Consider the following 23,378-nt stretch of genomic DNA (forward strand, 5'->3'; position numbering starts at 1 on the left):
TGCCGGGCAGGTTCGCCTGCCCGGGCTGTTTATTTCCTTGCATGCGGACGTTCACTACCATGCTGATTGATCAGAAAATACCCCTAGGCCAGTACATCGCGAGCTTCGTTGAATGGTTGACGCAACACGGCGCCAGCACCTTCGACGCCATCGCCGTGACACTGGAAACGATGATCCACGGCGTGACGTTTGCGCTGACCTGGTTCAACCCGCTGGCACTGATCGGCCTGATCGCACTACTGGCACACTTCATTCAACGCAAATGGGGCCTGACCGCGTTTGTCGTTGCCTCCTTCCTGCTGATCCTCAATCTGGGGTACTGGCAGGAAACCATGGAAACCCTCGCCCAGGTGCTGTTCGCCACCCTGGTCTGCGTGGTCATCGGCGTGCCGCTGGGCATCGTCGCCGCGCACAAGCCGATGTTCTATACTTTAATGCGTCCGGTACTCGATCTGATGCAGACCGTACCGACCTTCGTGTACCTCATTCCTACCCTCACCCTCTTCGGGCTGGGTGTGGTCCCGGGCCTGATCTCCACGGTGGTGTTCGCGATTGCCGCGCCCATCCGCCTGACCTACCTGGGTATCCGCGATGTTCCGGAAGAATTGATGGACGCCGGCAAGGCCTTTGGCTGCTCGCGCCGTCAGTTGCTTTCACGAATCGAACTGCCCCACGCCATGCCAAGCATCGCGGCCGGCATCACCCAGTGCATCATGCTGTCCCTTTCGATGGTGGTGATTGCGGCACTGGTGGGCGCCGATGGCCTGGGCAAACCGGTGGTCAACGCACTGAACACTGCTGATATCGCCCTGGGCTTCGAAGCAGGCCTGGCGATCGTACTGCTGGCGATCATGCTCGACCGTATCTGCAAACAACCCGACGCCAAAGTAGGGGGTGATGCATGAGCATTATTCGCTTTGATAACGTTGACGTTATCTTCTCCAAGGATCCACGCGAGGCCCTCAAGCTGCTGGATCAAGGCATGACCCGTAACGAGATCCTGAAAAAGACCGGGCAGATCGTGGGGGTCGAAAAGGCCAGCCTGGATGTCGAAAAAGGTGAAATCTGCGTACTGATGGGCCTGTCCGGCTCCGGCAAGTCCAGCCTGCTGCGCTGCATCAACGGCCTCAACACCGTCAGCCGCGGCAAGCTGTTCGTCGAGCACGAAGGCAAGCAGATCGACATCGCTTCCTGCAGCCCCGCCGAACTGAAAATGATGCGCACCAAACGCATTGCGATGGTGTTCCAGAAGTTCGCCCTGATGCCCTGGTTGACTGTCCGCGAGAACATCAGCTTCGGCCTGGAAATGCAGGGTCGTCCCGAGAAAGAACGCCGCAAACTGGTGGACGACAAGCTTGAGCTGGTGGGCCTGACCCAGTGGCGCAACAAGAAACCCAACGAGTTGTCCGGTGGTATGCAACAACGCGTGGGCCTGGCTCGCGCACTGGCGATGGACGCCGACATTTTGCTGATGGATGAACCGTTCTCGGCCCTCGACCCGCTGATCCGCCAGGGCCTGCAAGACGAGCTGCTGGAACTGCAACGCAAGTTGCACAAGACCATCGTCTTCGTGAGCCACGACCTTGATGAAGCGCTGAAACTCGGCAGCCGTATCGCGATCATGAAAGACGGCCGGATCATCCAGTACAGCAAACCGGAAGAAATCGTCCTCAACCCTGCGGACGACTACGTGCGGACCTTCGTAGCCCACACCAACCCGTTGAACGTGCTGTGCGGCCGCAGCCTGATGCGCACCCTGGACAACTGCAAACGCATCAACGGTTCGGTGTGTCTGGATCCAGGCGGCGATTCGTGGCTGGACCTGGCCGAAGGCAACACCATCAAGGGCGCTCGCCAGAACGGGTCGGCGCTGGACTTGCAGAACTGGGTACCGGGTCAGGCCGTTGAAGGCCTGGGTCGTCGACCAACCCTGGTGGACTCGAACATCGGCATGCGCGATGCGCTGCAGATTCGTTATCAGACCGGCAACAAACTGGTGCTGCACGATAACAACCATGTGGTGGGGATTCTGGGCGACAGCGAGCTGTATCACGCACTGCTCGGCAAGAACCTGGGGTAAGGCAACAGACACAAAAACGCCGCGAGAGAATCGCGGCGTTTTTGTTAGTGCAGATATTCAGCTGCAAACAGAGAACCCTGTGGCGAGGGGGCTTGCCCCCGTTGGGCTGCGAAGCGGCCCCAAACCCAGATACCGAAGCAGTTGAGGTAAACCGCATTATCCAGTTTTACGACGGCTGCGCCGCCGAACGGGGGCAAGCCCCCTCGCCACAATTAGAACTGCGGTGCTTTCACTGCACCGCAGTTCCTCACAACTCAGCTATAAACCCGGCCAAGGAGCTGCCGATGGCTTTCAAACTGATCGAGCACGTCACGGGTGATCTGATCCTGGGTGAAACCCATCAAGTCGTAGTCCTGGCTGCCGTTGTGCAGGTACACCTCGGCGCGATAGAAACGCTGGCGCGCTTCATCGGCCTGCGCCGACTCGGTCGGTGTGGCCAGGTAGCCGTCAAGGCTCACTTCGTAGACGAAAGGGTTGCCCTCTTCCATCTCCACCCGTACGCCCATGCAACGCTTGGACTTGCCCAGCAGTGTCTGCACTTGCAGGCCTTGAGCACGCATCTGCGCCGTCGCATCTTCCAGCGCCGGGCTCACTTGCTTGTCCATGAAGCGCTGCACCACCGATTGGCTCGGCTGCAGGTCCAACTGGGTCAAACGCTCGCTGAAACCACGGCGACCGCGTGCCGCCAGTTCCGCTTGCTCCTGTTCGATCTGCACGTCCTGGCGCATGGCCTTGTGCAAGCCGAACATGAAGAACACCAGCACCACCGAGAACGGCAGACCGGCCAGCACCACCATGGTTTGCATGGCTTCGAAGTTGCCGGCGAACAGCAGGCCGATGGTCACCAGGGTGATCACCGCCGACCAGAAGATCCGCAGCCAGTGCGGCGCGTCTTCGTCGACGTTACCGCCCTTGCACGAAAGGTTGGCCATCATCACCGCGCCGGAGTCCGCCGGGGTCAGGAACAGCACGAAACCGACAAAGATCGACACGCCGATCACAACCTTCGACGCCGGGTAATGCTCAAGCAACTGGTAGATCGCCATGGACGGCTGTTCCAGCGCCGTCTTCCCGAGCTCCACCGCCCCATGGTTCATCACCAGGTCCAAAGCCGAGTTACCGAAGATCGACAACCACGCCAGGGTGAAGCCCAGCGGAATCAGCAGCACGCCGGCCACCAGTTCGCGCACGCTGCGACCACGGGAAATACGCGCGATGAACATGCCCACGAATGGCGCCCAGGAAATCCACCAGGCCCAGTAGAACAGGGTCCACAGGCCGAGCCAGCGGTCGGACTTCTCACTGTCGCCTTCGTAGACATACAGATCGAAAGTCTTCAGCACCACGCCGTTCAGGTAGTCACCGACGTTCTGTACGAAGCCGTTGAGCAGGTGCAGGGTCGGGCCGAACAACAGGACGAAAATCAGCAGGCCGCTGAACAGCACGATGTTCAGGTTGGACAGACGGCGGATGCCGTTTTCCACGCCCGACACCGCAGCGATGGTCGCCACGGTGCTCATCACGATGATCACGATCAGCAGGTTGGTGTTGCTGTGTTCCATGCCGAACAGGTTTTCCAGCCCCGACGACACTTGCAGCGAACCAATCCCCAGGTTGGTCACCAGCCCCAGCAGGGTGACGAACATGCCGAAGCCGTCCACCGCATGCCCGGCCGCGCCCTTGACCCAACGCTCGCCCACCAGCGGATACAACGCCGATCGCAACGCCAGCGGCTGGTTATGCCGGTAGGCAAAGTACGCCACGGCCAACCCCACCAGCGCGTAGATCGCCCAGCCATGCAGGCCCCAGTGCAGGAACGTCAGCTGAACCGCCTGACGTGCCGCAAGGTTGCTGCCGGCCACGCCTTCCGGCGGGTTGAAGTAATGGTCCAACGGCTCGGACGCGCCGAAGTACAGCAGCGAGATGCCGATACCCGAGGAAAACAGCATCCCCGCCCAGGCACCGTAGCTGAAGTCCGGGGTGTCGTCCTTGCTGCCCAGTTTCAGTTTGCCGTAGGACGAAAACGCCAGGCCGACGACAAAAATCAGGTAGGCGGCGATCACCACCATGTAGTACCAGCCGAAGCTGCGGGACAACCAGGCTTGCGCCGTACCCAGCATTCTGCCGGCCTCTTGCGGGGCGATGATCAGAATGGCGGTCAACAACAGAATCAACGCGGTAGAGGTGTAGAACACCCAACCGTTGACCGTCACCTTCTCGGGTGGGGTCTTTATTAGCGAGGCAGAACTCATGGCACAGATGCTCCGGGCAGTGCGAGAGAAGAACGCAAGGCAAACGTGTTACCCGACCAATCGGTTAGTGGGCAGCCGACCGGCGGGTGATATAAAGACAGCCCGAAAAAAGCCCGAAACCCCTGGAGCGCCGCAGCGCGTAGGTTTCGAGCCGTTTCAGTTGTCGTTTTTTCCGCCACTGCACGTAGGAAAATTCACAGGCAGCGACGATTTGTCGCAGATCTTATTCTTTGTTGATTGAACGTTCAATCAAAACAAAATAGACTGGCCTTCAACCCGGTAGCCGTCGTACGTCCACCGGAAGGCCTAAGGAGATGTGCAAGATGCCCAAGGTCGGTATGCAACCCATCCGTCGCCAGCAATTGATCGAAGCCACTTTGCTGGCCGTCGATCAGGTCGGAATGGGGGACGCCAGCATTGCGCTGATCGCCCGTTTGGCCGGTGTCTCGAATGGCATCATCAGTCACTACTTTCAGGACAAGAACGGTCTGATTGCCGCCACCATGGGGTACCTGATGACCGTCCTGAGCGAGAACGTCACCCTGCGCCGACAGGCGCTGACAGATGACAGCCCGCGGGCGCATCTGCAGGTGATCATCGAAGGCAACTTCGACGCCAGCCAGGTCAATGGCCCGGCAATGAAAACCTGGCTGGCCTTCTGGGCCACCAGCATGCACCAGCCGTCTTTGCACAGGTTGCAGCGGATCAACGATCACCGTCTGTATTCCAACCTGTGCTGCCAGTTCCGCCGCGTGCTGCCGCTCAATGATGCGCGCAGTGCCGCCCGAGGCCTGGCAGCGTTGATCGACGGCTTGTGGTTGCGCGGCGCGCTGTCGGGAGATGCTTTCGACACCGGGCAGGCGCAACAGATTGCTTACGAATACATGGATACCCAACTGGCCAAGCGGGTGAGTTAGAGCACACATAAACGCTCAACCACCGAACGCGCCAGCCACTTAATGCTCTTGCGAGGACTTTATGGCCCGTTTCGAACTGCAAAAACTCTACATCGATGGCGCGTACAGCGACGCCAGCAGCGACGCCACTTTCGAAGCCATCAACCCGGCTAACGGTGAAGTCCTCGCAAAAGTGCAACGTGCGACCAAAGAAGACGTCGAACGCGCCGTCGTCAGCGCCGAAAAGGGCCAGAAGATCTGGGCCGCCATGACCGCCATGGAGCGTTCGCGCATCCTGCGTCGTGCCGTGGAAATCCTGCGCGAGCGCAACGACGAACTGGCCGCCCTGGAAACCCTGGACACCGGCAAGGCCTACTCCGAAACCCGCTACGTCGACATCGTCACCGGCGCCGACGTGCTGGAGTACTACGCAGGCCTGGTACCGGCCATCGAAGGCGAGCAGATTCCGCTGCGCACCACTTCGTTCGTCTACACCCGTCGCGAGCCACTGGGCGTCGTGGCCGGTATCGGCGCATGGAACTACCCGATCCAGATCGCCCTGTGGAAATCCGCACCCGCCCTGGCGGCCGGTAACGCGATGATCTTCAAGCCAAGCGAAGTCACCTCGCTGACCACCCTGAAACTGGCCGAGATCTACACCGAAGCCGGCGTGCCAAACGGCGTGTTCAACGTCCTGACCGGCAGCGGCCGTGAAGTCGGCACCTGGCTGACCGAACACCCGCGCATCGAGAAAGTCTCGTTCACCGGCGGCACCGACACCGGCAAGAAAGTCATGGCCAGCGCTTCGAGCTCTTCGCTCAAGGACGTGACCATGGAACTGGGCGGCAAGTCGCCGCTGATCATCTGCGACGACGCCGACCTCGATCGCGCTGCCGACACCGCGATGATGGCCAACTTCTACAGCTCCGGTCAGGTCTGCACCAACGGCACTCGTGTGTTCGTACCGGCTCACCTGAAAGCCGCTTTCGAAGCCAAGATCGCTGAGCGCGTTGCACGCATCCGCATCGGCAACCCGCAAGACGAAAACACCAACTTCGGTCCGCTGGTCAGCTTTGCGCACATGGAAAGCGTGCTGGGCTACATCGCCAAGGGCAAGGAAGAAGGTGCCCGCCTGCTGTGCGGCGGTGAGCGTCTGACTGACGGCGAGTACGCCAAAGGTGCGTTCGTGGCGCCGACCGTGTTCACCGATTGCACCGACGACATGACCATCGTGCGTGAAGAAATCTTTGGCCCGGTCATGGCGATCCTGTCCTACGAAACCGAGGAAGAGGTGATCCGCCGCGCCAACGACACCGACTTCGGCCTGGCCGCCGGTATCGTCACCAAGGACCTGAACCGCGCCCACCGCGTGATTCATCAGCTGGAAGCCGGTATCTGCTGGATCAACGCCTGGGGCGAGTCCGACGCGAAGATGCCGGTTGGCGGCTACAAGCAGTCGGGTGTCGGCCGTGAGAACGGCATCAGCTCGCTGAACAACTTCACCCGCATCAAATCGGTACAGGTCGAGCTGGGCGATTACGTCTCGGTGTTCTGATCCGCACGCGCTCTGGTGTGAACGCCATTGTGGCGAGGGGGCTTGCCCCCGTTGGGCTGCGAAGCAGCCCCATCCAGGCGCCGCATGCTTTCAGATAGAACGAGGTCTCTGAATTTGCGACTGCTGCGCAGCCGAACGGGGGCAAGCCCCCTCGCCACAGGCTGTGCAGTGTCCCAGCGACCGCGACCTGACCAACTTCAAAGAGGGTGCATTTAATGTCCCAAGAATTCGACTACATCATCATCGGTGCCGGCTCGGCCGGTAACACCCTGGCGACCCGTCTGACCGAAGACGCCGGCGTCACCGTCCTGCTGCTCGAAGCGGGCGGCCCGGACTACCGTTTCGACTTCCGCACGCAGATGCCGGCCGCCCTGGCGTTCCCGCTGCAAGGCCGTCGCTACAACTGGGCCTACGAAACAGATGCAGAGCCGCACATGGACGGCCGTCGCATGGAGTGCGGTCGCGGCAAGGGCCTGGGCGGTTCCTCGCTGATCAACGGCATGTGCTACATCCGCGGCAACGCCATGGACTACGACGGCTGGGCGAAACTGCCAGGCCTGGAAGACTGGTCGTACCTCGACTGCCTGCCGTATTTCCGTAAAGCGGAAACCCGCGACATCGGCCCGAACGACTACCACGGTGGCGACGGCCCGGTCAGCGTGACCACGCCGAAAGCCGGCAACAACCCGCTGTTCCACGCCATGGTTGAAGCCGGCGTGCAGGCCGGTTACCCGCGCACCGAAGACTTGAACGGCTACCAGCAGGAAGGCTTCGGCCCAATGGACCGCACCGTGACACCGAAAGGTCGTCGTGCCTCCACCGCCCGTGGTTACCTGGACGTGGCCAAGAAGCGTTCGACCCTGACGATCGTCACCCACGCCCTGACCGACAAGATCCTGTTCGAAGGCAAGCGCGCGGTCGGCGTGCGTTACCTGGTCGGCGCCGCTGAAGAGCGCGTTGAGGTCAAGGCGCGCAAGGAAGTGCTGCTGTGCTCCGGCGCCATCGCTTCGCCGCAGATCCTGCAACGTTCCGGCGTCGGCCCGGCCGAGCTGCTGAACAAGCTCGACATTCCGGTGGTCCACGACCTGCCGGGCGTCGGTGAAAACCTGCAGGATCACCTTGAGCTGTACCTGCAATACGCTTGCACCCAACCGGTCTCGCTGTACCCGTCGCTACTCTGGTACAACCAGCCGGCAATCGGTGCCGAGTGGCTGTTCAACGGCACCGGCATCGGCGCCAGCAACCAGTTCGAAGCCGGCGGTTTCATCCGCACCCGTCCGGAATTCGAATGGCCGAACATCCAGTACCACTTCCTGCCGGTAGCGATTAACTACAACGGCAGCAACGGTGTGAAAGAGCACGGTTTCCAGGCGCACATGGGTTCCATGCGTTCGCCGAGCCGCGGGCGCATCCAGGCCAAGTCCAAAGACCCGCGCCAGCACCCGAGCATCCTGTTCAACTACATGGCCACCGAGCAGGACTGGCAGGAATTCCGCGACGGCATCCGCCTGACCCGTGAAATCATGCAGCAACCTGCACTGGACGCCTTCCGTGGCCGCGAGATCAGCCCGGGCATCGACGTGCAGAGCGACGAGCAACTGGACAAGTTCATCCGCGAACACGCCGAAACCGCGTTTCACCCGTCCTGCTCGTGCAAGATGGGCACCGACGACATGGCCGTGGTCGATGGCGAAGGTCGCGTGCATGGCATGCAAGGCCTGCGTGTGGTCGATGCGTCGATCATGCCGATCATCACCACCGGCAACCTCAATGCACCGACGATCATGATGGCCGAGAAAATCGCCGACAAGATCCGTGGCCGCAAGCCATTGCCGCGTAGCACTGCCACTTACTATGTGGCGGGTGAAGCGCCGGTGAAGGGCAAGCCTGTGCGGGAATTGAGCCAGATCGCTTAAGGCGTTACACCGCGTCACGGCCAATCGCGAGCAGGCTCGCTCCTACAGGTTTCAGGTTGGATTGCAGATTTGTGATCCACCCTCAACCACTGTAGGAGCGAGCCTGCTCGCGATGAGGCCCTGACAACCCGCACACATCTTCCGGACAAACCCAGCAATCCCTCTCTCCACAGATCCAAACTTGATCCTCCCCCCGCGCAAGCCTAATCTAGCGCCACGCAATCGTTTCACCCCTCCCCTCGCAACGCCGCTCCATCGCCACTCCATACCCAGGAGGTTCACGAATGTTCGATTTTTACCCCCAGCTCAAGCAGCGCTTCGCTGCCTTGCGCACGGGTGCCGAATTCTTTTCCCTGCGTTATGTGCGCGAGTCCGGGCAATATCTGTCGGTGCGCAAGAACGTCGCCGAACCGCCGAGCCTGAGCCGTGACGAAGGGGCGATGCTGACCGTGCGGGTCAATGGCGTCGAGGCCTATGCGGCCACCAACGACCTGTCGCAACAGGGCCTGCAGGCCGCCCTCGAGCGCGCCGAAATCCAGGCCCGTCGACTCAAGCCCCACGCCTTGCTGGACCTGCGCGAGCAGGCTGTTTCCAGCGACCGCGCCGATTACTTTTCACCCAACCTCGACCAAGCCTTCCCGTCCCTGAGCGACTGCTACCAGTTACTCGGCGTCGAATCCGCCGCCGTGCCCAAGGACGACCGCCTGGTGAACTGGCAGGTCAGCCTCGGTATCACCCACGTCGAGCAGATCTACCTCAACAGCGCCGGTGCCGAACTCCGCCAGGCCCAACGTTTTGTGTACCCCGGCCTGGATGTCACGGCCTACGACGGCAACGACAGCCAGACCCGCAGCCTGGGTCGCGAGAACTTCGGCCAGCAAGGCGCGGCGGACGTCATCAGTCGCTGCGGCCTGATCGGTGCCGGTGCCCAGGTGGCCGATCAGGCCCTGCAATTGCTCCTGGCGCCAAACACCCCGCAAGGCCAGCGCGACCTGCTGCTGATGCCCGACCAGATGATGCTGCAAATCCACGAGTCCATCGGCCATCCGCTGGAGCTGGACCGCATCCTCGGCGACGAGCGCAACTACGCCGGCACCAGTTTCGTCAAAGCCGAAGATTTCGGCCACCTGCAATACGGTTCCGGCCTGCTCAACGTAACCTTCGACCCGGACATCCCCGAGGAGCTCGCCAGCTACGGCCATGACGACGACGGCACGCCCGCCAGCAAGCAGTTCCTGATCCGTGAAGGCCTGCTGCTGCGCCCGCTGGGCGGTGCGTTGTCGCAATTCCGTGCCGGTATGGACGGCGTCGCCAACAGCCGCGCCTGCGGCTGGAACCGCCCGCCGATCGACCGCATGGCCAACCTCAACATCGAGCCGGGCGATCAGTCCATCGAGCAGTTGATCGGCGGTATCGAACACGGCGTGCTGATGTCAACCAACCGTTCATGGTCGATCGACGATGCGCGCAACAAATTCCAGTTCGGCTGCGAATGGGGCCAACTGATCGAAAACGGCGAACTCAAGGGTGTGGTGAAGAATCCCAATTACAGGGGCATCTCCGCGCAGTTCTGGAAAAGCCTCAGCGCCGTCGGCGATGCCGGTACCCTCAAGGTCCTCGGTACACCGAACTGCGGCAAGGGCGAACCGAACCAGGTGATCCGCGTCGGCCACGCGTCACCGGCCTGTGTGTTCAGCAACGTTGATGTATTCGGAGGAGACGCCTGATGAATCCTTCAAACAGCCAGTCCGCGTCGTTCAAGGCGCTGGTCAACAGCCTGCGTGCAGCGCTTCACGAGCCCGAGCAGTTCACCCTCAGCTACGCCGCCGAATCGTCGGCCTTCGTGCGTTTCAACCACGCCAAGGTGCGTCAGGCCGGTCAGGTGCAGCAGGCGAGCATCGGCCTGAAACTGATCAACGAAGGCCGCCATGCCGACCTGCACATCACCCTGGCCGGCGATCCGCAGGTGGATGCGCAGCGCCTGAGCGAAGGCCTGCAACAGCTGCGGGAAACCTTGCCGCTGCTGCCTCAGGATCCGTACTTGCTGCTCAATTACAATGGTTGGCAGAGCAACAATGTGCAGTCGCATCCGCTGCCGGACACCGAGCAAGTAGTCGCGCAAATCACTCAGGCCGCCGAAGGCCTGGATCTTGTCGGTTTCTACGCTGCCGGCCCGATCAGTCGTGGCTTTGCCAGCTCTTCGGGCGCCTTCGGCTGGCATCAGGCCAACAGCTTCAACTTCGATTTCAGCCTGTTCCACGAGAACGGCCAGGCCGTAAAAGCCAGCTACGCCGGGCACGACTGGAACAGCGAAGGCTTTGCCAGGCGCTTCCAGCAAGCCCGCGAGCAGCTTGAGTTTCTGGGCCGACCGCTGCGCACTTTGCCGCCCGGCCAATACCGCGCCTACCTGGCACCGGCGGCACTGGAAGAAATCATGGGCATGCTGTGCTGGGGTGGTTTCTCGGCACAGTCGATTGCCAGCAAAAGCAGCCCGCTGCAAAAGCTCTACGGTGGCGACAGCGCGTTCAGCCCGCTGGTCTCGCTGGATGAAAAAGTCAGCGGCTCGCTGAGCCCGGCGTTTTCCGATGAGGGTTATCCGCGCAGCGATCTTAAGTTGATCGTCGATGGCAAGGCCGGGGCACAGCTGGTCAGCTCGCGCAGTGCTGCCGAATACGGTTTGACCGCCAATGGCGCCAGCGGTGGCGAATCACCGAGCGCGCTGAACATGAAAGCCGGGGCATTGCCCGACACGGACATCCTCAAGCAATTGGGCACGGGGTTGTACATCAGCAACCTGTGGTACCTGAACTTCTCGGATCAACCGGCCGCACGCCTGACCGGCATGACCCGGTTTGCCACGTTCTGGGTCGAGAACGGCGAGATCCAGGCACCGGTCAGCACCATGCGCTTCGATGACAGCGCCTTCAGCCTCCTCGGTTCGCAACTGGAAGCGTTGACCGCAGAGCGGGAGTTGTTGTTGTCGGCGAGTACGTATAGCCAGCGGGCGACGGCTTCGGCGTTGTTGCCGGGGGCGTTGGTCAGCCGGTTGACTCTGACGCTGTAAACGCAATATCCCGGTATACCGGGAAACCTGTGGCGAGGGGGCTTGTCGGACCGCCGCACCGCCCCGTTCGGCGGCGAAGCCGTCGTAAATCCAGCGAATGCGTGTTTTCTGGCGAAACGCATTTGCTGAGCTGGGACTGCTTCGCAGTCCAACGGGGGCAAGCCCCCTCGCCACAATGGTCCTTGCCAACCCAATTGAGGTCCCATGCCCAACCGCCCGCCTCTCGACGCTGTAACCGCCCGCTGGATACCCTGGGTGGTCGCCATTGCCTTCTTCATGCAGTCCCTCGACGGGACGATTCTCAACACCGCCCTGCCCGCCATGGCCCGGGACCTGGCCGAAGATCCATTGCGCATGCAGGGCGTGATCATCGCCTACATGCTCACGGTCGCCTTGCTGATTCCCGCGTCCGGCTGGATCGCCGATCGTTTCGGCACCCGGAAAATCTTCTTCAGTGCGATTCTGCTGTTCAGCCTCGGCTCGCTGCTCTGCGCATTGTCGAGCAGCCTGAGCATGCTGATCGGTGCCCGGGTGATCCAGGGTCTGGGCGGCGCCTTGATGCTGCCGGTCGGGCGGCTGGTGGTGTTGCGCGCCTACCCGCGCTCGGAACTGGTGCGGATCATGGGCTTCATCACCATTCCCGGGCTGCTCGGCCCGTTGATCGGCCCGACCATGGGCGGCTGGATGGTGCAATACCTGACTTGGCACTGGATCTTCCTGATTAACCTGCCGGTGGGGCTGGTCGGTTGCTACGCCGTGTGGAAATTCATCCCGGACCTGCGCGGTTCCGAGCGCACGCGTTTCGATAGCCTGGGCTTCGTGCTGTTCGGCGCGGCGATGATTCTGATCACCATCGCCATGGAGGGCTTGGGCGAACTGCACCTGCCGCACCTGCGGGTGATGTTGTTGCTGTTCGGTGGCATGGCGTGCCTGGCGGCGTACTGGTTGCGCGCCGGGCATATCGAGAACCCGCTGTTTGCGCCGTCGCTATTCAAGACCCGGACCTTTGCCGTGGGCATTCTCGGCAACCTGTTCGCCCGCCTCGGCAGCGGCGCCCTGCCCTTTCTGGTGCCGTTGCTGCTGCAAGTGGCGCTGGGCTATTCGCCGTCCCAGGCCGGGATGAGCATGTTGCCGCTGGCGGCGGCGGCGATGATCGCCAAATGGGTGGCTCGGCCACTGATCGAGCGCCTGGGCTACCGCATCGTGCTCACCGGCAACACCCTGGCCCTGGGGATCATGCTGGCGAGCATGGGCCTGGTCAGCGAGCAGACGCCGTACTGGCTGCTGCTCTGTCTGTTGGCAGTTCTCGGCGCGATCAACTCCTTGCAGTTTACCGCGATGAACACCGTGACCCTGATCGACCTCGACGACGCCAGCGCCAGCAGCGGCAACAGCCTGCTGTCGGTGGTCGCGCAATTGTCCCTGAGCCTGGGGGTTGCGTGCGCCGGTGCGTTGCTCGGTGGCTTTACCGCGGAAATTGGCAATGATGGCGTGGACACGATCCTGGGGGCATTCCAATTGACCTTCGTGACCGTGGGAATCATGGCGATGCTGGCCGCTACGATCTTCTCGCAACTGTCAAAAAATGACGGACGGCGAGTTAAGCGTCCGGAAGAACACATAGAGCCTTAGGGCGAATGGCCACCGGACTGGTACACTGCGCGACATTTTGTTTTGCAGGCCAGTCCCGTGACCACCATCGCCACCGAATTTAATACTTTGCCGCTGTCCGCCGCCATGCTGGCTAACCTCGACTCCCTCGGTTATGCCCAGATGACGCCGATCCAGGCGCAAAGCTTGCCGGTGATCCTCAAGGGGATGGACCTGATCGCCCAGGCCAAGACCGGCAGCGGCAAGACCGCCGCCTTCGGTATCGGCCTGCTGAACCCGATCAACCCGCGCTACTTCGGTTGCCAGGCGCTGATCCTGTGCCCGACCCGCGAACTGGCAGACCAGGTCGCCAAGGAAATCCGTCGCCTGGCCCGTGCCGAAGACAACATCAAGGTCCTGACCCTGTGCGGCGGCGTGTCCCTCGGCCCGCAGATCGCTTCGCTGGAACACGGCGCGCACATCATCGTCGGCACCCCGGGACGCATCCAGCAGCACCTGCGCAAGGGTTCGCTGGTGCTCCACGGCCTGAACACCCTGATCCTCGACGAAGCCGACCGCATGCTCGACATGGGTTTCTACGATTCCATCGAAGAAATCATCATGCAGGCCCCGGAGCGTCGCCAGACCCTGCTGTTCTCCGCCACCTACCCGGTAGGCATCAAGCAGCTGGCCTCGAAGTTCATGCGCAATCCGCAGCAGGTGAAGGCTGAGGCGTTCCACGACGACACGCAGATCGAGCAGCGCTTCTACGAGATTTCCCCGGATGACCGCATGAGTGCGGTGACCAAGGTGCTTGGCCACTTCCGCCCGGCCTCCTGCGTGGCTTTCTGCTACACCAAGCAGCAGGTTCAGGAAACCGTCGACCACCTGACCGCCAAAGGCATCTCCGCCGTCGGCCTGCACGGCGATCTGGAACAGCGTGACCGCGACCAGGTGCTGGCGATGTTCGCCAACCGCAGTACTTCGGTACTGGTCGCCACTGACGTCGCCGCCCGCGGCCTCGATATCGATTCCCTGGACATGGTGATCAACGTCGAACTGGCCCGTGATTCGGAAATCCACATTCACCGCGTCGGTCGTACCGGTCGCGCCGGTGAGAAAGGCCTCGCGATCAGCCTGGTGGCGCCGTCCGAAGCGCAGCGCGCCCAGGCCATCGAGCAATTGCAGCAGACACCACTGACCTGGGATCAGGTGGACAACCTCACCTCCAAGGGTGGTGGTCCGCTGTTGCCGCAGATGAGCACCCTGTGCATCGCTGCCGGTCGTAAGGACAAGGTTCGCCCGGGCGACATTCTCGGTGCACTGACCGGTGACGCCGGCATCCCCGGCGCCCAGGTCGGCAAGATCGCGATTTTCGACTTCCAGGCCTATGTGGCCGTGGAGCGCGGCGTCGCCAAGCAGGCCTTGCAACGCTTGAACGACGGCAAGATCAAGGGCCGTTCGTTGCGCGTTCGCATCCTGTAAGAACGACGCATATCCCTGTGGGAGCGAGCTTGCTCGCGATGGCGGACTGTCAGACAACATCTATGTTGAATGTGCCGACCTCATCGCGAGCAAGCTCGCTCCCACAATTGTTTTTTTGGTGACACATTTAGAGGACACCGTTTTGCGCTCTACCGAAGTCGTGATCATTGGCGCTGGCGCCGCAGGGTTGATGTGTGCACTGACCGCCGCCGGGCGTGGGCGCAAGGTGTTGTTGCTCGACCATGCCAACAAGGCCGGCAAGAAAATCCTGATGTCGGGCGGTGGCCGCTGCAATTTCACCAACATGTACACAGAGCCGAGCAATTTCCTCTCGCAAAACGCGCACTTCTGCAAATCCGCCCTGGCCCGCTACACCCAGTGGGACTTCATCGGCATGGTGGCCAAGCACGGCGTGCCGTACCACGAGAAGAAACTCGGCCAGCTGTTCTGCGATAACAAATCCAGCGACATCCTCGAAATGCTGCTCAACGAGTGCGATCAGGTCGGCGTCAGCCTGCACCTGGACACCTCGATCCAGACCATCGAGAAGCTCGAAAGCGGCTACCTGCTGGACACGACACTCGACCAGATAACCTGCGAATCCCTGGTGATCGCCACCGGCGGCCTGTCGATCCCGACCCTGGGCGCCACTGGTTTCGGTTACCAGGTGGCCAAACAGTTCGGCCACGAGCTGCTGCCGACCCGCGTCGGTCTGGTGCCGTTCACCATCACCGATCAACTCAAAGCCTTGTGCACTGAGCTGTCCGGTACGTCGGTGGACTGTCTGGTGAGCTGCAACGACCAGAGCTTCCGCGAGAACATCCTGTTCACCCACCGCGGCCTCAGCGGCCCGGCGATTTTGCAGATCTCGTCGTTCTGGGAATCCGGCGATACCGTCGAGATCAACCTGCTGCCGGATCACGACGTACCGGACTGGCTGCAACAGCAACAGGCCGAACGTCCCAACAGCGAGCTGAAAACCCTGCTTGGTGAAATCTTCACCAAGAAGATGGCCAACCTGCTGGCGGACAACTGGTTCGTCTCCAAACCGATGAAGCAGTACACCCACGCGGAACTGGCCGATATCGCGGAAAAACTGGCGAGCTGGAAAGTCGTGCCCGCCGGCACCGAAGGCTATCGCACCGCCGAGGTGACCCTGGGCGGCGTCAACACCAATGAAGTGTCGTCCAAGACCATGGAATCGCTGAAAAGCCCAAGGCTGTACTTCATTGGTGAAGTGCTCGACGTGACCGGACATCTGGGCGGATTCAATTTCCAGTGGGCGTGGGCTTCCGGTTACGCCGCCGCGCAGTACGTCTGATTCAAAAACCTACACAATCCCCCTGTGGGAGCGAGCTTGCTCGCGATGAGGCCATAACATTCAACAGAGATGTTGACTGACAGGCCGCCATCGCGAGCAAGCTCGCTCCCACAGGTTTCTCGGCCATCCACAAAACTTGTGATCAACCAGATCACCAATGCTCAAAGGAACAGATTTTGCTGTCTGATGTGATCGACGCCATTGCGTCGGCGTCATTAGTGGCTCAATTTAGCGTCATTGCCTCGGAAGGCCTTCGCATTTCATGTCATCGACTTCGTTCCACCAGTCTCTGCGTCGCCTTTGGGCGCTGGATAAGTTCAGCTACAGCGTGCGGGTATTCATTGCCCTGACCGGCACCATGGCGCTGTGTTGGTATCAGGATGAAATGGGCCTGCTGATCCCCTTGTTCCTGGGGATTATCGCCAGTGCCCTGGCCGAGACCGACGACAGCTGGCAGGGCCGTCTCAACGCGCTGGCGGTGACGCTGGTGTGTTTCGCGGTCGCCGCCCTGTCCGTTGAACTGCTCTTCCCCTACCCCTCGCTGTTTATCATCGCCTTCGCCCTGGCTGCGTTCTGCCTGACCATGCTCGGCGCCCTCGGCGAGCGCTATGGCGCGATTGCCTCGGCGACGTTGATCCTTTCGGTCTACACCATGATCGGCGTGGACCAGCGTGGCGGTGCGGTCACCGATGTCTGGCATGAGCCGTTGTTGCTGGTGGCCGGCGCAGCCTGGTACGGCGTGCTGTCGGTGTTGTGGCAGGCGCTGTTTTCCAATCAGCCGGTGCAGCAGAGCCTGGCGCGCCTGTTCCGCGAACTGGGCTTTTACCTGAAGCTGAAATCCTCGCTGTTCGAGCCGATCCGGCAGATGGACGTGGAGGCGCGGCGCCTGGAATTGGCCCAGCAGAACGGCCGGGTGGTGGCGGCACTGAACGCCGCCAAGGAGATCATCCTGCACCGGGTCGGCAATGGTCGCCCGGGGTCGAAAGTCAGCCGCTACCTCAAGCTGTACTTCCTCGCCCAGGACATCCACGAGCGCGCCAGCTCTTCGCACTACCCTTACAACGCCCTGGCCGACGCCTTCTTCCACAGTGACGTGCTGTTCCGCTGCCAACGCCTGTTGCGCCAGCAAGGCAAGGCCTGTCGGGCCTTGGCCGAATCGATCCAGATGCGCCAGCCGTTCACCTATGACGCCAGTTTCGCCGAGGCCCTGAGCGACCTGGATGCCTCTCTCGAACACCTGCGCATCCAGAGCAACCCGGCCTGGCGCGGTTTGCTGCGCTCACTGCGGGCGCTGGCCGCCAACCTCGGCACTCTCGACCGTTTGCTCAGCGATGCCAGTAACCCCGACGCCCTGGCCGACGCCACCGACAGCAGCCTGCTCGACCGTTCGCCGCGCAGCCTCAAGGACGTGTGGCTGCGCTTGCGCACGCAACTGACACCGACCTCGCTGCTGTTCCGCCATGCCCTGCGATTGCCCCTGGCCTTGAGCATCGGCTACGCCATGGTGCATTTGATTCACCCGTCCCAGGGCTACTGGATCATCCTCACCACGCTGTTCGTCTGCCAACCGAACTACGGCGCCACTCGCCGCAAACTTGGTCAACGGATCATCGGCACCGCCATCGGCCTGACCCTGGCCTGGGCGCTGTTCGACCTGTTCCCGAACCCGTTGATCCAGTCGTGTTTCGCCATTGCCGCCGGGGTGGTGTTCTTTACCAACCGCACCACCCGCTACACCCTGGCGACGGCGGCAATCACCCTGATGGTGCTGTTCTGCTTCAACCAGGTGGGCGACGGTTACGGGCTGTTCCTGCCCCGGCTGTTCGATACCTTGCTCGGCAGCCTGATTGCCGGGCTGGCGGTGTTCTTGTTCCTGCCGGACTGGCAGGGCCGACGCCTGAACAAAGTGCTGGCCAACACCCTGGCCTGCAACAGCATTTACTTGCGTCAGATCATGCAGCAATACGCGGCAGGCAAAAGCGACGACCTGACTTACCGCCTGGCCCGCCGCAACGCGCACAACGCCGACGCGGCGCTGTCGACCACGCTGGCCAACATGTTGATGGAGCCGGGGCATTTCCGAAAGGAAGCGGATGTGGGCTTCCGCTTCCTGGTGCTGTCACACACGCTACTCAGCTACCTGTCGGGCCTGGGTGCGCATCGGGAAACCCAACTGCCGACTGACGTACGCGAGCACTTGATCGAAGGGGCCGGGGCGAAACTGGCCGCCAGCATCGACGCGATCGCCCAAGGGCTGGCGAGCAAGTCTTCGATCGAGATTCAGAGCGATGAAGAAGAAGCACTGGCCAATGAACTGGAACAGATGCCTGATGAAATCGATGAGGGACAGCGGTTGGTGCAAACACAACTGGCGCTGATCTGCCGGCAGCTGGGGCCGCTGAGGACGTTGGCGGCGCATCTGATCAAGGACACCAGTGAGGATTGAGATCTGTGGTGTCCGGGCGGACCTCATCGCGAGCAGGCCATCAACAACAGCACAGAATCCGGATAAACCCACTCACATCCCATGCTGTCTCATCAACTTGTCATAACTCCCGTCCGCCTTCATCGCCGCAATCTCCCGGTCGAAACCGGCGACGATCCGCGCATGCTCGGGATTCTTCAGACTGACCATGATATGCAGGCTGTTCTCGCTCAACGCCTTGGGCAGGAATTCCACGGCATTACGCACCTTGGGTGATTCACGGGCCAGGTAGTAGCGGGCAACGTATTCATCTTCCAGCGTCAGCTTGACCCGGTCGGCCGCGAGCATGCGCACCGCCATGGCGAAACTGTGCACAGGGATTTTCTGCAACGACTCGTCGTTGTCGAACGGGGGCGAATAGGCGTAACCACGCACGATGGCAATCGGATAAGTGTGCAATTGCTGCAGGTTATTGAATTCGATGGGCGCGTCTTTGCGCTTGAGAAAGCGCACGCGATTGAGCAGGTACTCGCCGGAGAACTGGCCAAGCCTGGTCCGCTCCTCGGTGTACCAGGCGTTGACCAGCACGTCGTATCGGCCCTCGCCCAATCCCATCAAGGCCCGTGCCCAGGGCACCTGTTCGAAATCACTGGCATAGCCGGCCCTGGCGAGCGCGGTACTGACAATGTCCGTGGCCAAACCACCGTTGACGAGCGTGGCGTCGGTGAAGGGTGGCCAGACATCAGCGACCAGCCGCAGCTTTTCTGCTGCCGCTCCCTGAACCAGCAACAGCAATCCAATCAAGGCAAAAGCTCGATGCATTCGCGGCATGCCAGAAAATCCTTAGCGGGCAGGTTGCCCGACGTGTTTTCAGCCAAAACCCCAAGGCCCCTGTACCGGCGAGACCCGGGTACTCAACATTAGCTCATCGAAGCCACAGCACAGCGCTTCGATCCAGATTACACAAAGAAGACATCGGCGCGAAAAATGAATGATGGCATTTTGGCCTTTGTCACAGATTCTTCCGCCATAAAGACTTCTGGCGTGAGTGCGCTTAGTATCGGAACGACGTTTTCAGGGAATCAAAACATGACAGTCGATTGGATCTGCAAACACCACAGCGACCTGGGCAAGGAGCAGCTGTACGCCATTTTGCAGTTGCGTGCAGAAGTGTTCGTCGTCGAGCAAAAATGCGTTTACCAGGATATTGATGGCCAGGACCTGGAAGGCGACACCTGCCACGTGATGGCCTGGGACGGTAACCGACTGGTGGCCTACCTGCGCCTGCTCGACCCGCAATCACAGGGCGGCGACGTGGTGATCGGGCGGGTGATCATTGCCCCTCAGGCACGCGGCGCAGGCCTGGGGCATGAGCTGATGGAGCAGGCATTGAAACAGATCGAGAAATACTGGCCTGGCCTGCCGGTCTACCTCTCGGCCCAGGCGCATTTGCAGGGGTATTACGGGCGGTACGGGTTTGTCGTGGCGGGTGAGGAATATGTGGAAGATGGCATTCCACACATCGGGATGCGTCGCTCCTGAAGGCCCTATCGCGAGCAAGCTCGCGATGGCGTCAGCTCAGGCAACGCATATCTCAGGGATACTCCAGCACCGCCTTGATCTGCCGCAGATTACGCTCGATCCACCCGCGATCAATTGCCCCCCACTCGCGAATCCGATAGCGCCCCGCATGGTTGCGCGCGCCCTCCTCCTGCTCGAACTCACAAATGATGTCCAGATCCGCCAACGCCGCGATGGTGTCCTGTGCCGTGCGCCGGGGCATGCCGGTGACATCGGTCAGCGCCGGGACGCTGCTGGCCAGCCCACTGTCGATCAGGTACGCCACGTATAACCGGCGATAGAAGCTGCTCTTGGTCTTGCTCACGTCCATCCACACACTCCTTGTTGCGATTCTCGGCGGCGATAGTTACTGCATGTCCCGCCACGTCAGGTACACCCGCACATCAAATTCCACCTGGTGATAACCCGGCAGCATGTGTTCGCACAGTTTGTAGAATGCCTTGTTATGGTCCGATTCCTTGAAGTGCGCCAGCTCATGCACCACGATCATTTTCAGGAACTCGGAAGGCGCTTCCTTGAACAGCGAAGCAATGCGGATTTCCTTCTTGGACTTGAGCTTGCCACCCTGCACCCGGGAAATCGTGGTGTGCAGGCCAAGGGCACGGTGGGTCAGGTCCAGACGGTTGTCGAACAGCACCTTGTCGATGGCCGGGGCATTACGCAGGTACTCCTGCTTGAGGTCCAGAGCATAGGTGTACAGTGCCTTGTCGCTCTGCACCCCATGCTTTTGTGGATAACGCTGGCTCAGGTAATCGCCCAGCCGACCGTCGGCGATCAGCTGGCGCACCTGATCCTGCAAGTTAGCGGGATAAGCCTGGAGATATTTCAACACGGTCATCGGGACGGCAATACAGGTCACTGAAAGGTCGCCAGTGTAGCGAATTCAGCGAGCCAGCGCGCTCCAGTCAAACGGCTGGACAAAGACCCCCGTGTCTTCGGCCATCATCGGCCGGGCCACCAGAAAACCTTGCACATACTCACAGCCGTTGGCTTGCAGCCATTCATACTGCGCGACGGTCTCCACCCCTTCGGCAATCACCAGCATCCCGAACTGCCTGCACAGGTCGATCACACTGCGCACCAGCGCCGTATCCTTTGCCGACTCCGGCAACCGGGCAATCAAATGACGGTCGATCTTGAGGGTGTCCAGCTCCAGGTCGCGCAAGTGGGTCAGGGAACAGGGGCCGGCCCCGAAGTCATCCAATGCCACGCGTACGCCCAGATTGTGCAGCAGGCGCAATTGCTTGCGGGTTTCTTCGGGGTTGTGCATCAAGGCCCCCTCCGTGACCTCGACTTCCAGCTGACGCGGCTGCAGGCCATGGCGCTCCAGCACCTGGCGCAACTCGGTGACCAGGTTGGGCATGCCGAACTGCGTACTGCTCAAGCTGACGCCGAGCACCAGGTCCTCGGCAAACAGGGACTCCCAGGCTTTGCGTTGCCCGGCGCCGCGATGGTAGATCCAGCTGCCCAGGCGACTGATCAGCCGCGCCTCCTCCAGCAATGGCAAAAACAGCCCCGGAGGGACATCGCCAACACTCGGATGCTGCCAGCGCAACAAGGCCTCGAAGCCACGAATCCGCCCGTCGGCAATCGCAACCTGAGGCTGATACACCAGATTGAAATCCCGGTTCTCGATGGCCATGCGCACACTTTCTTCCAGCATCAGTCGCGTGCGTGCCCGGCCGTTCATTTCATGATCGTAGAAGCGATATTGCTGGCGACCGGCACGCTTGGCTTCATACATGGCGATGTCGGCCGCCCGCAGCATGCCGTCGAGATTGGCGCCACAATCAGGGAACGTAGCGATACCGATGCTTGCACCCAGGGCGATATCGAGGCCGTCGATCTGCTGACAGATCGATACTCGCTCGATGAGCTTCTCGGCAATCTTCGCCGCCTGCTCGGGGACCTCCAGATCCAGCAGCGCGGTGAATTCGTCGCCGCCCATCCGTGCCAGGATGTCGAAAGGCCGCAGGCAAGCCTTCAACTGTTCGGAGACCCAGCGCAGCACCCGATCGCCGGCATCGTGCCCGAGGGAATCGTTGACTCGCTTGAAGCCGTCGAGGTCCAGGTACATCAAGACCCAGGAGCTGTCGGAACGCTCACCGCGCAGCAGCAGGTTCTCAACGGTCTGGTAGAAACCCCGGCGGTTGAGCAATCCAGTCAGCGGATCGGTGACCGCCTGAAATTCCAGTTGTTGATGCAGATGGCGCACCACCGACATGTCCAGCACGGTCACGACCATCGCGTGTTGCTCGGCGGGCAATGGAGCGCAGGACAAAGCCACCGGCACCTGCTGGCCGGGCGCCGTTCGTAGCTGGGCATCGTGCAGGCGCAGGGTTTCGCCGCGCTTGTATCCGGCCAGCAACTCGGAATCGGCCCAGATCGGGATATGCGGCTTTTGCAGGTAGTCCAGAAACTCCTTGCCTTGCAGTTCCTGCACCGGGGCATTGAGCAACCGTGACATCGCCGGATTGGCAAAACGAATCACACCGTCCTCACCCAATACCAGAATGCCTTCGGCTGCGTTATCCAGCACCGACGCATTAAAGGCACGAGCCGCTTCCAGATCATGACTCAGGCGCTGCAAGGCCCGGCGGTTACGCTGGTGTTCGAGCAACGCCTGGACCTTGGGCGTGAAGATCTGTGGGTCGAACGGTTTGAACAGGTAATCCACCGCACCACTGGCATAGCCTTTGATCACTGCGTCCTGGGACTGTTCGTTGGCAGTCAGGAAAATGATCGGCGTGAGACGGGTCCGCTGGCTACCGCGCATCAGGCGCGCCACTTCATAACCGTCCATGCCCGGCATCTGCACGTCCAGCAGAACCAGGTCGATATCGTGTTCAAGCAACAAGCCGAGGGCCTCAAAACCCGAAGTGGCAGTAATGACCCGCCAGCCCTGTCGCTGTAACAACGCGCGCATGCTGATCAGGTTTTCAGGGTAATCGTCGACGACTAATAAGGTTGAGCCGCCTTCTACTGGCGTTGGTTGCGCGCATTCCATGCTGCTTCTCTAATTGCGGGGTGTCAGGCCGGTTTCTCGTGAAAACCGGACAAATACTGTGCTTTCACTCTAGACCCGGTTCTGCGAAAGCAGAAGGTGTCAGTGAGCCATCATTTTATCATTGTGTCTTTTTACCGACTAACGGTCGAATGCCCAGTCCGATGAAACCCGGAAAAGATGGCATTTCGACAGGATGTTGACGTCAA

17 protein-coding genes are annotated in these 23,378 nt (G+C 61.1%); 12 read left to right on the top strand and 5 right to left on the bottom strand.

The genetic code is table 11. From position 1 onward, the window contains the following. Window positions 1-59: 59 nt before the first annotated feature. Both choW and choV read left to right on the top strand, forming a co-directional pair. Window positions 60-905, top strand: coding sequence for a choline ABC transporter permease subunit (gene choW / locus AABM52_RS28395; RefSeq protein WP_110662211.1), 846 nt, complete (start codon window positions 60-62; stop codon window positions 903-905). Continuing rightward, entirely contained in the window at window positions 902-2,080 is a 1,179-nt protein-coding gene (choV, locus tag AABM52_RS28400; protein WP_347909521.1) for a choline ABC transporter ATP-binding protein, read from the top strand. Before choW ends, choV begins: the two co-directional genes overlap by 4 nt. 254 nt (window positions 2,081-2,334) lie before the next feature. On the opposite strand, the gene AABM52_RS28405 is transcribed toward choV, so the two are convergent. Further along, window positions 2,335-4,275 (bottom strand): BCCT family transporter, encoded by a 1,941-nt coding sequence (locus AABM52_RS28405; protein ID WP_347912701.1) that lies wholly within the window; start codon window positions 4,273-4,275, stop codon window positions 2,335-2,337. Window positions 4,276-4,655: 380 nt separating this feature from the next. Between AABM52_RS28405 and betI the strand changes: the two genes are divergently transcribed. The 9 genes from betI to yccS all read left to right on the top strand — a co-directional run bounded on the left by betI (window position 4,656) and on the right by yccS (window position 18,605). Next, on the top strand, window positions 4,656-5,249 hold the full coding sequence (betI, locus tag AABM52_RS28410; RefSeq protein WP_056726553.1) for a transcriptional regulator BetI: 594 nt from the start codon (window positions 4,656-4,658) through the stop codon (window positions 5,247-5,249). A gap of 61 nt (window positions 5,250-5,310) precedes the next feature. Next, a complete protein-coding gene (gene betB, locus AABM52_RS28415; RefSeq protein WP_347909523.1) occupies window positions 5,311-6,783 on the top strand; it encodes a betaine-aldehyde dehydrogenase in 1,473 nt (490 codons plus the stop codon). Window positions 6,784-6,998: 215 nt separating this feature from the next. Continuing rightward, on the top strand, window positions 6,999-8,699 hold the full coding sequence (gene betA / locus AABM52_RS28420) for a choline dehydrogenase (RefSeq protein ID WP_347909524.1): 1,701 nt from the start codon (window positions 6,999-7,001) through the stop codon (window positions 8,697-8,699). 284 nt (window positions 8,700-8,983) lie between these two features. Next, window positions 8,984-10,426 (top strand): TldD/PmbA family protein, encoded by a 1,443-nt coding sequence (locus AABM52_RS28425; RefSeq protein ID WP_347909525.1) that lies wholly within the window; start codon window positions 8,984-8,986, stop codon window positions 10,424-10,426. Beyond that, the gene (locus AABM52_RS28430) at window positions 10,426-11,763 is read left to right on the top strand and encodes a TldD/PmbA family protein (protein WP_347909526.1); all 1,338 of its coding nucleotides are present in this window, start codon (window positions 10,426-10,428) and stop codon (window positions 11,761-11,763) included. Before AABM52_RS28425 ends, AABM52_RS28430 begins: the two co-directional genes overlap by 1 nt. Before the next feature lie 204 nt (window positions 11,764-11,967). Next, window positions 11,968-13,395 carry a multidrug transporter subunit MdtD gene (mdtD, locus tag AABM52_RS28435; protein ID WP_347909527.1) on the top strand — a complete coding sequence of 476 codons (1,428 nt, stop codon included), beginning with the start codon at window positions 11,968-11,970 and terminating at the stop codon, window positions 13,393-13,395. 105 nt (window positions 13,396-13,500) lie between these two features. After that, on the top strand, window positions 13,501-14,838 hold the full coding sequence (gene dbpA, locus AABM52_RS28440) for an ATP-dependent RNA helicase DbpA (protein WP_256678226.1): 1,338 nt from the start codon (window positions 13,501-13,503) through the stop codon (window positions 14,836-14,838). A 142-nt stretch (window positions 14,839-14,980) separates the two neighbouring features. Beyond that, window positions 14,981-16,159: an NAD(P)/FAD-dependent oxidoreductase gene (locus AABM52_RS28445; RefSeq protein WP_347909528.1), complete on the top strand. Its 1,179-nt coding sequence runs from the start codon at window positions 14,981-14,983 to the stop codon at window positions 16,157-16,159. Between the two features lie 262 nt (window positions 16,160-16,421). Continuing rightward, window positions 16,422-18,605 carry a YccS family putative transporter gene (yccS, locus tag AABM52_RS28450; protein ID WP_347909530.1) on the top strand — a complete coding sequence of 728 codons (2,184 nt, stop codon included), beginning with the start codon at window positions 16,422-16,424 and terminating at the stop codon, window positions 18,603-18,605. Window positions 18,606-18,677: 72 nt separating this feature from the next. On the opposite strand, the gene AABM52_RS28455 is transcribed toward yccS, so the two are convergent. Continuing rightward, the gene (locus AABM52_RS28455) at window positions 18,678-19,415 is read right to left on the bottom strand and encodes a transporter substrate-binding domain-containing protein (RefSeq protein ID WP_347909531.1); all 738 of its coding nucleotides are present in this window, start codon (window positions 19,413-19,415) and stop codon (window positions 18,678-18,680) included. A 258-nt stretch (window positions 19,416-19,673) separates the two neighbouring features. Here AABM52_RS28455 and AABM52_RS28460 point away from each other — a divergent pair, with 258 nt between their 5' ends. Then, window positions 19,674-20,126, top strand: coding sequence for a GNAT family N-acetyltransferase (locus AABM52_RS28460; protein WP_347909532.1), 453 nt, complete (start codon window positions 19,674-19,676; stop codon window positions 20,124-20,126). A 52-nt stretch (window positions 20,127-20,178) separates the two neighbouring features. Here the strand turns inward: AABM52_RS28460 and AABM52_RS28465 are convergent, their stop codons facing one another. From AABM52_RS28465 to AABM52_RS28475, 3 genes are read right to left on the bottom strand one after another with little or no spacing between them, the layout of a single operon-like run. After that, the gene (locus AABM52_RS28465; RefSeq protein ID WP_102672284.1) at window positions 20,179-20,475 is read right to left on the bottom strand and encodes a helix-turn-helix domain-containing protein; all 297 of its coding nucleotides are present in this window, start codon (window positions 20,473-20,475) and stop codon (window positions 20,179-20,181) included. Between the two features lie 36 nt (window positions 20,476-20,511). Beyond that, the gene (locus AABM52_RS28470) at window positions 20,512-21,003 is read right to left on the bottom strand and encodes a M48 family metallopeptidase (RefSeq protein WP_347909533.1); all 492 of its coding nucleotides are present in this window, start codon (window positions 21,001-21,003) and stop codon (window positions 20,512-20,514) included. A 45-nt stretch (window positions 21,004-21,048) separates the two neighbouring features. After that, the gene (locus tag AABM52_RS28475) at window positions 21,049-23,172 is read right to left on the bottom strand and encodes an EAL domain-containing protein (protein WP_347909534.1); all 2,124 of its coding nucleotides are present in this window, start codon (window positions 23,170-23,172) and stop codon (window positions 21,049-21,051) included. Between the last annotated feature and the right edge of the window lie 206 nt (window positions 23,173-23,378).

It is taken from the genome of Pseudomonas grandcourensis, from assembly GCF_039909015.1.
In the GTDB taxonomy this organism is placed as follows: Bacteria; Pseudomonadota; Gammaproteobacteria; order Pseudomonadales; family Pseudomonadaceae; genus Aquipseudomonas; species Aquipseudomonas grandcourensis.